Annotated in this window: 11 protein-coding genes and 1 pseudogene; 9 read left to right on the forward strand and 3 right to left on the reverse strand. The window is 40.0% G+C overall.

Translation table 11 applies throughout. The features are described from left to right. The first annotated feature begins 371 nt into the window (after window positions 1–371). The 3 genes from FYJ79_RS11910 to FYJ79_RS11920 are packed head-to-tail and all read left to right on the forward strand — an operon-like array spanning window position 372 to window position 2986. Window positions 372–1016: a tyrosine-type recombinase/integrase gene (locus tag FYJ79_RS11910; protein WP_154518781.1), complete on the forward strand. Its 645-nt coding sequence runs from the start codon at window positions 372–374 to the stop codon at window positions 1014–1016. Continuing rightward, window positions 1013–1990, forward strand: a complete 978-nt coding sequence (locus FYJ79_RS11915; RefSeq protein WP_154518783.1) for a tyrosine-type recombinase/integrase — start codon at window positions 1013–1015, stop codon at window positions 1988–1990. Before FYJ79_RS11910 ends, FYJ79_RS11915 begins: the two co-directional genes overlap by 4 nt. Next, the gene (locus tag FYJ79_RS11920) at window positions 1991–2986 is read left to right on the forward strand and encodes a tyrosine-type recombinase/integrase (protein WP_154518785.1); all 996 of its coding nucleotides are present in this window, start codon (window positions 1991–1993) and stop codon (window positions 2984–2986) included. A gap of 80 nt (window positions 2987–3066) precedes the next feature. Here FYJ79_RS11920 and FYJ79_RS11925 read toward each other — a convergent pair whose 3' ends face one another. Then, window positions 3067–3510 (reverse strand): hypothetical protein, encoded by a 444-nt coding sequence (locus FYJ79_RS11925; protein ID WP_154518787.1) that lies wholly within the window; start codon window positions 3508–3510, stop codon window positions 3067–3069. Between the two features lie 19 nt (window positions 3511–3529). On the opposite strand from FYJ79_RS11925, the gene FYJ79_RS11930 reads away from it, so the two are divergent. The 4 genes from FYJ79_RS11930 to FYJ79_RS11945 all read left to right on the forward strand — a co-directional run bounded on the left by FYJ79_RS11930 (window position 3530) and on the right by FYJ79_RS11945 (window position 7914). Then, entirely contained in the window at window positions 3530–4414 is an 885-nt protein-coding gene (locus FYJ79_RS11930) for a relaxase/mobilization nuclease (RefSeq protein WP_456114928.1), read from the forward strand. A gap of 10 nt (window positions 4415–4424) precedes the next feature. Beyond that, on the forward strand, window positions 4425–4790 hold the full coding sequence (locus FYJ79_RS11935) for a cysteine-rich VLP domain-containing protein (protein ID WP_425386754.1): 366 nt from the start codon (window positions 4425–4427) through the stop codon (window positions 4788–4790). Window positions 4791–4862: 72 nt separating this feature from the next. Next, window positions 4863–6107 carry a DUF4368 domain-containing protein gene (locus FYJ79_RS11940; protein WP_154518790.1) on the forward strand — a complete coding sequence of 415 codons (1245 nt, stop codon included), beginning with the start codon at window positions 4863–4865 and terminating at the stop codon, window positions 6105–6107. A 622-nt stretch (window positions 6108–6729) separates the two neighbouring features. Further along, window positions 6730–7914, forward strand: a complete 1185-nt coding sequence (locus FYJ79_RS11945; RefSeq protein WP_154518792.1) for an IS110 family RNA-guided transposase — start codon at window positions 6730–6732, stop codon at window positions 7912–7914. A 376-nt stretch (window positions 7915–8290) separates the two neighbouring features. Here FYJ79_RS11945 and FYJ79_RS11950 read toward each other — a convergent pair whose 3' ends face one another. Both FYJ79_RS11950 and FYJ79_RS11955 read right to left on the reverse strand, forming a co-directional pair. Continuing rightward, window positions 8291–8494, reverse strand: a complete 204-nt coding sequence (locus tag FYJ79_RS11950; protein WP_154518794.1) for a hypothetical protein — start codon at window positions 8492–8494, stop codon at window positions 8291–8293. A 2-nt stretch (window positions 8495–8496) separates the two neighbouring features. Beyond that, a pseudogene (locus tag FYJ79_RS11955) lies at window positions 8497–8879 on the reverse strand (polymorphic toxin type 50 domain-containing protein). Between the two features lie 95 nt (window positions 8880–8974). Between FYJ79_RS11955 and FYJ79_RS12725 the strand changes: the two are divergent. Next, window positions 8975–9109 (forward strand): hypothetical protein, encoded by a 135-nt coding sequence (locus tag FYJ79_RS12725; RefSeq protein ID WP_268233744.1) that lies wholly within the window; start codon window positions 8975–8977, stop codon window positions 9107–9109. 118 nt (window positions 9110–9227) lie between these two features. Further along, window positions 9228–10301: a transposase zinc-binding domain-containing protein gene (locus tag FYJ79_RS11960; protein WP_154518796.1), complete on the forward strand. Its 1074-nt coding sequence runs from the start codon at window positions 9228–9230 to the stop codon at window positions 10299–10301. Window positions 10302–10370 lie beyond the last annotated feature (69 nt).

The following is a 10370-nucleotide window of genomic DNA, read 5'->3' on the forward strand; positions in this document are numbered from 1 at the left end:
GTGGTCGTTATTTAATAGATTTCTGACAAGCAATGATGTAAAATGATTCATGGGTATACTCCTTTGATTGTTTTTGTTGCAGAAATCATTTTACAAGGGGTATGCCTTTTTTGTCTATTAAATAACTACTATAGAACACAATAAATTCGACAAATCGAATTTACACAAAATATTTTACACTATGAAAGGAGGCTACCATTAAAGCAAAACTAAAAGTCATTAAACAATTTCTTGATTATTGCATAGCTAATGAAATTGGAGATATCAGAAACATACAGAAAAATGATGTATATAGTTTTGTACAGTTTAAAAATTGGGCTTCTCAATCCAGAAGTACTGCTCAGTTTACAATAAGAGACTTTTTTAATGTAATGAAAAAGCTAGGATTAGTAGATTATGATGGATATGAATTATATCCGATTATCTTTACAAATAAGAGAAGCAAAATACTATCCTATTATTCACCAGAAGAAATTAGTAAAATTATAAATAGTATAGATTTAACTAATGAATGTGGTATCAGAGATAAATGTATGGTTCTTATTGCCGCAGAAACTGGTTTAAGAGCTAGTGATATCGTTTTTTTAAAATTCAGTGAAATTAAATGGGATAAAAACATAATTCAAAAGATACAAATGAAAACCAAGCAACCAATAGAAGTGCCAATTTCAGATAACATAAAATATCTTTTACTTGATTATTTGAAAAACCATAGAGTATCTGACGATTGTGAATATATTTTTATCAACACACAAACAAGTGTTCCTTTTAATGATGCTGCAGTTCTTACTCACACTGTAAGAAAAGCATTTATCAAGGCAAACATTAATATAAGAAACAAAAAGGCTGGAGCGCATTCTTTAAGACATAGTCTAGCCACAAATCTACTAAAGAATAATACTCCTTTACCAGTAATTAAAGGGATTCTTGGACATGAAAGTATCAGTACAACTGAAAAATATTTATCCATAGATATTGAGGGATTACGAATGGTAAGCCTTGAGGTGCCTTTATGAAAAGAAGAACTTTTGAAGGTGTTTTTAAAAATGAATTTGAAAAATATATCACCTATAAGCAATCCTTGGGATATTATAGAAATTTAGAAAGCAAAAGGATCTATGAACTTGTTTCACTAAACAATTTTCTTAATTCCTTTAATCTTAGTGAAATTAAAATCACAAAGGAAATGGTTGATATATATTTAGAAACGAACTCCTCTTTATCTCAAGGGACTCAACATTCCAAAGAATGCGTTCTTAGACAATTCTGTAAATTTTTGAAATCTCAGGGGTATGAAAATATTTATATTTCTTACGAAGCACAGGTTAAAATGCCTAGAGATTTTATACCTTATGTTTTTTCCGATGATGAGATAACCAGAATATTCAAAGCAGTTGATAATATGAAATTTAAGAATAATGAACAATCAAAGTATTTTTATCAAACTGTATTTAGATTACTATACTGTACTGGATTAAGAGTTGGTGAAGTATCAAATTTAAAAGTAGATGATATTGATTTAGAAAACAATATCATTTACGTTCGTTCAGGGAAAGGAAACGTTTCTAGAATGGTACCCTTTAAATCTTCACTTGGTACTTGGTTAACAAATTATAGTCAATCATATTCTAAAGAAAGTGATACATATTTTTTTGAGTCACCACGTGGTGGGAAACGAAGCCCTGGTACTATATGCGCAGTATTTAGAAATAAAATATTGCCTATGACCGGGATAAAAAGTAGTCCATTAAATGGTTACAAAAGAGGCGCTTGTGTTCATTCTTTACGCCATACTTTTGCGTGTAATGCATTGAATCAAATGATTAAATCAGGAAAAGATCCATACTGTGCCTTGCCATATTTGAGTATTTATCTTGGACATACAAGTATCGTAAACACAGAGATTTACTTAAGATTAACTCTACAGAGACATGAGGAAATTATTAATGCAGGTCATTATATTTATTTGGAAGGAATCGGTGAAATATAGATGAATGAGTTTTCTAAATTGGTTAGTGATTTTTTTATCCGATATCTGACCAATCAAAAAAATGCCAGTGAAAATACAATTAAAACTTATCGAGATGCAGTTGTACAGCTTTTAGAATTTATGAACTACAAAGGTATAAAAGCAAACAAAATTAAAATTACTGATTTTTCATATGGCATCATTTGTGAATACCTTGAATGGTTAGAAAGCAATAAAAATGTATCTGTTTCTACCAGAAATAATAGATTGGCTGCGATTAAATCATTATTCAAATATGTCAATTACCATCGCCCAGAGTATATGAATATCTGCACTTCAATATTAGAGATTCATAAAAAGAAAACAGAATCAGTTCCGATGAATTATCTTACAGTAGAAGCATTTCAAGACATGCTTAAATCATTTGATAAAAACAATATGAGAGATTTAAGAGATTTAGCAATTATTCTGACATTGTATGAAAGTGGTGCACGTGTTAGTGAACTTATAAATATCAAATTACCTGATTTGAGATTGACTAAACCAGCATCAGTAGTTTTATACGGTAAAGGAAGAAAGGTTAGAATAATTCCATTAGATTATTCAATGATTGAAATACTAAAAAAGTATATAACTATTTATAAAATAAAAGATTCAGAATATCTTTTTTTTAATTCGAAGGGCGAAAAACTCACTCGTGAAGGTGTAAATTATATTCTCCAGAAGCATTTTATAAAAGCAAAGGAGCAAAATCTAACCATTTATCCTGATACGATTTCTCCTCATTGTCTAAGACACAGCAAAGCAATGCACCTATTAGAGAATGGTGTAAACCTTATTTATATACGTGACATTTTAGGACATTCCTCAGTAACGACAACAGAGATATATTCAAAAGCTAATCCGGAAGTTAAAAGAAAACATCTATTAGAAGCAGCAAGCAAATTGAAAATTGAGGATAATTATTCAAACGAAGAAAAAGATGAATTATTAGATTGGTTGAAAACCAAACTTTAAAAAGCCACAAAGTTATGAGAAGCAAAATTATAAAAAAAGCCCATAAAAGGGATGATTTTAAATTAACTTCTCATAACTTTTTACTTTGCATAAGACTGGTTATGAGAATCTTTGCATAACCAGTCGCACTGTGCCATGTCGGCTGGTTCAGTCTCATATCGTGTCGATCCGCCACCAGGCGTATTTGATTTTGCCGGTGAAAGGCTGTTCTTCTTGCAGTAGGCCTTGAAGTTGGAATAGGAGCCAACTTTCTCAATCCCATATCTGTCAACCAGGAACTCATAGACGCCTTTTCTCGTTGTTCTGGGGATACTAAGTTTTTCCTCAATCACCTCCCTGTAGATGTCAAGCCTGCTTGGCTTTGACCTTGTCCTTGGTTTTCCCTCGTACCCTTCATGGTACTTCTTAATGGTTCTGTAATCCTTATTGTACTTTCTTGCCAGCTCAGCATAATTGGGTTTTGTGTTCGTGTAATCCATTATCCTAAATTCTGCCTGAAGACTTGCTTTTTGTGATTCATCCATTGATATCACCTCCATAGAAATGATATCAATAACACAAAAAGGACAAAATAAGAATGTAGGTTTTCCGACATTTTTATATTGTCTTTTTCCTACATTATTATTTTATCCTTTGCACTACCTCACGCCGGACAGGACAAAGCCAATTACCGCCCGGAAGCTGGGCGACGATTTTGACCGCGCCGCTGTCTTTGCCGTTTTAGAGCAAAACGCCGCCAGAGCAGCCGAAGCGCCAGCCAGATCCCCCGATCCCCCACGCACCATAAAAGACCGCTTGCAGGTTGCCAGAGCCGAGATAGCCGCCCCGAAACAGGACGGAGTGCAGCGGCTTGTGGACATTGAGCAGAAAATGGCCGAGGGCAAAGGCCGGGGCTATGAACGCTGGGCGAAGATACACAATCTGAAGCAGGCCGCCAAAACGCTGTCCGTCTACCAGCAATACGGCTTTACTTCCCCGGAGCAGTTAGAAGCCGCCGTTGACACCGCCTATCAGAAAATGCGCCAGACCAGCGGCGAACTGAAAGCACTGGAAACGAAGCTGCAAGGGAAAAAGAAGTTGCAGCGGCAGGTGTTGGCCTACGCCCAGACCAAGGCCGCCCGCGACGGGCTGCGGGCTCAGAAATCCGAGAAAGCCCGCGCCGCATACCGGCAGGCCCATGAGAGCGATTTTATCATAGCCGACGCAGCAGCCCGGTATTTCAAGGCGCATGGCATTACCAAGCTGCCCGCCCGGAAAGCGTTGCAGGCCGAGATCGAGCAGCTTATCTCCGAGAAAGACGGCCTGTATAACACCTATCACGAACAGAAACAGCGGTTCAAGGAGTTGCAGACCGTCAAGCGGAACATCGACCAGATTTTGCGCCGGGACGAGCCGCACCGCAGAAAGGAGCAGAGCCATGAGCGATAACCTGCCCCACATGGACTACCGCCAGCACCGGCGGGCGCGGCGGCTGGTACATGAGTGCTGTAACTACGATGAGGGGAACTGCCTGCTATTGGACGACGGGGAGCCTTGCGTGTGCGTCCAGAGCATTTCCTTTTCCCTCATGTGCCACTGGTTCCGTGTGGCTGTCCTGCCCCTTGACGGGGAGCTGGCCGCAGCCCTCTTGTGCCGGGGAAGCCGGAAACGGTGTGCCGTCTGCGGGGCGGCCTTTGTCCCCAAATCCAACCGGGGAAAATACTGCCCCGACTGCGCCGGGCGCATGAAGAAAATCAAAGCCGCCGAGAGAAAGCGGAAACAAAGGCAGAGATGTCACGCTTTAGAGCCTTTCAAACCCGCATAAATCAAGGCTTTTTTCGTGGGTGTCAAAGGGTACGCGATACATTTATCCTTTTCCCCCGGAAACGGCGTTTTAATGCGTGACAATACGCCAAAATCAACCCGAACACAGGGAGGTGATCCTATCGCTGATTATATCAGGGCAGACACGCGGCTGCCCGCCTATCTGCCGTATCCCCGTTTCCTGCTGAAAATGGAGATTTCACAGACCGCCAAGCTGCTGTATTCGCTGCTGTTAGACCGTTCCACCCTCTCCCAGAAAAACAAGTGGCTGGACGACGAAGGCAGGATTTATATTATCTATCCCATCGCGGAGATAGCAGAAATACTGGATAAAGGCAGCACCACCATCAAGGGGGCGCTGGAATATCAGCGGACAGGCAGCACCCGCCGTTATCACCCAGGCTATGAGTGCAAATGGGCGACCAACACCGTCGTTCATATCCTCGAAAACCGAGAGTACACCGGATGTCTGGTGAACTTCAAAACGGAAAAGCCTTCTTATAAGGTCAAGCACAGCATAGAGAACCCCGTCGAGAAGCAGGCCATTTTCGAGAACCACCATGAGCCGATCATCGACAAGGAAACATGGGAACGGGTGCAGGAGTTACGCAAACAGCGCAAACGCCCGAACCGCTACGATGAAGTGGGGCTGTTCTCCGGGATTTTGTTCTGCGCCGACTGCGGCCATGTGCTGTATCAGCAGCGGTATCAGAACAAAGACCGCAAACAGGACTGCTACATCTGCGGCAGCTACAAGAAGCGCACCCGCAACTGTACGGCGCACTTTATCCGCACCGATCTGTTGACCGCTGGCGTCCTGGCAAATCTCCGGCAAGTGACCGAATACGCAGCCAAGCATGAGAGCCGGTTTGTGAAACTACTTGTCCAGCAGAACGAGATCGGCGGCAAGCGAAAGACCGCCGCAGCCATCAAGCAGCTTGAACAGGCGCAGGAACGCATTTCTGAAATCAGCCGCATTATCAAGCGGCTGTATGAGGACAATGTAAACGGCAAAATCAGCGATGAGCGTTTCATGGAACTGTCGGCTGACTACGAAGCCGAGCAAGCGGAGCTGAAAAAGAGAGCCGCCGCCCTGCAAGCCGAACTGGACAAGTCACAGGCAGCTACCGTCAACTCCGAGAAATTTATGGGCATTGTCCGCAAGCACCTTGCCTTTGAAGAACTGACCCCCACTCTCTTGCGGGAAATGATCGAGAAAATTGTGGTGCATGAGTGCAGCTATGATGAGAACGGCACCCGCAGGCAGGACATTGAGATTTATTACAGCTTTGTCGGCAAGATTGACTTGCCCGAATAACCGCCCGACCTATCCGACACAATGGCCAAGTGTCGGATAGGAACGGCAAAATTTTTTGCACTTCTATTGCTTCTTTATCACACATAAGCAAACTTCCATGGGTACAAATTAACTAATATGAGGTCTGCATAGCAGGCCTTTTATTTATAAGACAATAAACTATGCATTAGCATAAAATGCAATCAAAATAAATAAACCCACTCCTCTCTATTTAAAGTGTGCTATAACTTATCCTTCTCATTCTCCAATAATAATACCCTATTTTGAATAACAGCTTCTAATGCCTTTAGGTGTTTAGATAGGTGCCATCAGATTGTACTGCCTGGTATATTGTAATTGACCCATCTAGCTGGTCATTTACAATATACATCTCCTTTCTTTCAACCTTTAATAACCGTGGTTGAAGGCGGTGTTGTTAATTTGTAAAATTGAATATGTGAATGTGGATTTGTATGTTCGCTTCCTGTAGCTTGACTACTTCTAAAAGGTTCTTACCACACCTTATTCCAAAACAGTGATTAGTTAGATGAGTCTTTGAATTCGTATTTTGAACCAGGTTTTGTGGTCTAAGTGTTGTGGATAACCATTTTCACACGTTTCTATAAAGAAAGGATGTTTATTTATGAAATTAGTTGGTATCGATGTTGGAAAGAACAGTCATCACTTCTGTGTTATGGACAAGGAAACTGGTGAGCTCAATGTTACGCCTTCTTCTTTTTCTAACAACAAAGAAGGATTTGAATTTCTGATCAACTCTCTTAAACCGTATTCTAAAAAATCAATTCTATTAGGTATGGAAGACACAGGGCATTACCATGTTGCTCTTCTTAAATTTCTTCTTAGCAACGGATATACTGTTGCCTTGATCAACCCTAAAACGACAGATCTTACCCGCAAGATGGAAGGTGGCATTACTAAGAATGACAGACTAGATACAATCACCATTTGTGATGTTCTAGATACTTCTGAGCGCAAGAAGCAGTATCGTATTACTAAAGTTGACCGTTTTGATTTATACGAACAAAGACAATTGACTCGTCATCACCATAATCTAAAGGAAGAACTCAATATATACTGTAATCGACTACAAAAATCAATTGATCTTGTTTTCCCTGAATTCAACACTTTGTTCAGCTCGAAATATGGCATTGTTTACATGAATCTTCTTAAAACGTTTGGCAGTGCTGAAGCTATCGCTTCTACAGATATTCGTACAATCCGTAAATGTTTTGAAATCAAAGGCAGAGGCGGGCGCATTTCATTGACTCCTGAAAAGTTAAAAGAATGTGCAAAGAATTCTATTGGAATCTCTTCTGAAGTTGAAATTATACAGATCAAACACTTAGTAAGCCAAATCACACTTATTAAAGAGCAAATCGCTGAAACAGATAAAAAAATAGAAGAGTTCTCAATCACAAACAACTCTCCTATCCTAAGCATTCCAGGGATTTCTCATTTCTCTGGTACTTCTATTCTAGCCGAATTAGGAGATATTGGCAATTATTCCAAGCCATCTCAGATCATTAAATTTGCAGGAGTAGCACCATATCACTATGAATCGAGTCAATACAACGCCCAACATACTGGCATAACCAAGAAGGGATCTAAATATCTTAGAAAGACTTTGTATCAAATCATACTGACTGTAATTAACAATAATCCTGTATTCAAGAAATACTATCTATTAAAGATTTCTCAAGGTAAAGGACACCGTTGTGCTCAAGGTCACTGCATTAGAAAGCTGCTTAGAGTCATTTATCATTTACTAGAAACAGGACAATCATTTGATCCTGCATTATTAAGATAAGACCAATGCAGCTAAAGCATCAGAACTTTTAAAAATCGCATTTTAAAAGTTCTTTTCGTCATGCCTAAATTTAATCCAATATTCACATTTTCAAAGATCAATTCAAAACTAACTAAAAAATCTAATCGTTTTATATTTTCAAACTATTTCATAAAAAACTACTTGAATTTTATATAGTTAGCTCTTATAAGCCTTTAGTCTTGTCTTTTCATAAAGCTCTATTGCTTCCTTGAATTTAGACCTCTTCTTTACATATTTTAGAATGGCTTATTGAGTAAGCTTCTGATTTCCATATCTCTTCTTTACCATCTCTCCACCCTTTCAATCATGAATATCCATTTTATAGCCATATGACATGGCAAAAACAAAAGCACTCCTATGAGTGCTCAATAATTTCTATTGATTTAATTTCAGAGTTTGCAACTCCGTAGTATCTATTATCTATTTGATTTTTGATTGTCAGTTCATCTTCCTCAGTCTCGTAATCATCAGCATCACAGAAATATGCCATGCCTTGATAAATAACATCATCATTAGTGATTAGTTTTACTCTTTTATTATTATATTTCAATAAATTCATTGTCACTCCTCCTCATGATATGTAGGAATTAAGTGGGCTCCAGTTTTGCTATATTTTATAGTAAACCCATTGATATATTTACCACTATATGCATCCTTTCCTAGTTTCAAGTCTTCACTTATATCAATAAGTTCATCCCCTGTCCTTTTATTCCACTGTACCTAATTTTACCCGTCATTTTATACTTCTCATAAAGCGCCTTTGTACCCACATCATCAAAGAAATAGCTCTTTCCTTCTGCTGCTATAAATTCCATATGCCGTGCTTGATTTTCAGGATTAATCTTATCCTTCCATTTTCCTGAATCAAACATTTCCTGAATATAAGCATGATCTTTTATCTGTTCGTATTTCTCGACATCATTATACTTCATGTCCTGGAACATCGTTAATGATTTCGGTACTTTATTTCCCAGTATATTTACAAACACTTTATGTAACAAGAAAGAATATTATCTTCCTGATCAGCTCGAAAACGAATATGAAAAAGAGACTAAGTAGCTTAAAAAAAATCGTTGATGTCATTGCTGATGGGGCCTATACAAAGTCCATGATTGCAAGAATGAAAGAGCTGGAAGAAGAACTGAAATCTCTAGAGATCAGCAGCAATGAATAAAAAAAGGACATGATTACAAGTAATCATGTCCACTCAGGAGAGCCCATTTTCAATGGCCTCTCCTTTTTCTTTCCATCCGGCATCCCTGGTAGTAAAATATTTGAAGAGGTGATCTTACATGGGGTTGGTCAATTGCGATGTTCCGGATGATCTTTCCAGCACAGCCATACCCTTCAATGCCAGCTACACGCCCAAGGGCAAAGACAGCGTCAAATATATCTTTGCAGCCAACTACGGCTATATCGTTAAGCTTTATAACACGAGAACTCCCTCCGGCAAGCGCAAGATCAGGGATTTCTGCTTCGATCAGATTCAGAAATGCATCCTATGTGGAAGCGTCGATCTTGGCTACACCGTCTACGAGTGTCCCAGGTGCGGTAACTTCACCATCGTCCCCAACAGATGCCATTCTCGCTTCTGCTCCTCCTGTGCCGTAAAGAAGGCCAGGGCTGATGCACAGGACATGGCTAACATGGCCCTAGACTGCAAGCATCGGCATGTCGTCCTTACGATTCCTGAGGAGCTGAGAGACATGTTCCTGGCTGACAGGAAGATGCTCAACCTCCTGTTCATCGCAGGAAGGAACACTATCTACGATATTGCCAACGGCGCAAAGTACAGGAAATCACAGGGAAAGAAAAAGAAGACAAAGGCTAAGAAGCGCAAGGTGAAGAAAAGGAAGTCGCCTTATGACTACAAGGATGACCGCAACAGGGGCATCCCAGGATTCATCATCACCCTCCACACCTTCGGGCGCGACCTCAAGTGGAACCCTCACATCCATATCCTATGCAGCGAGAAGTACTATGACACAAAGAGCGACAAGATGAAGTCACTTTATTTTCCGTTCAGGAAAATCAGAAAGACATGGCAGTACCAGCTTCTCAAGGTTCTTTCCGAATCGCCATCCCTTTCAGCCGATCCCGAATTCAGAAAGCTGAGAAACCGCCTTTACCTCAGCTATCCCGAAGGTTTCTACATCCATGCGCCTGACAAGCTTCCTGACATTGGCGAGGATGACATGGATGACAATGACTTTGACAAGCTGACCGACAACATCAAGGGCGTTGTTGGCTACATCACCCGCTATACCTCACGTCCGGTGATAGCCGACAGCAGGATAGACAGCTATGATGTTGAACCGCAAATTCTCCCAGTATTCAAACCGCAAATTATTTCAGCCTTTTTTTGACGGCATTTTTGTTTTTCCAGATTGATGACCGCACATTATTTCAACATGACTGATGATGGACCTTCAGGA

Origin of the sequence: Sharpea porci, from assembly GCF_009695655.1 — a bacterium.
Lineage (GTDB): Bacteria > Bacillota_I > Bacilli_A > Erysipelotrichales > Coprobacillaceae > Sharpea > Sharpea porci.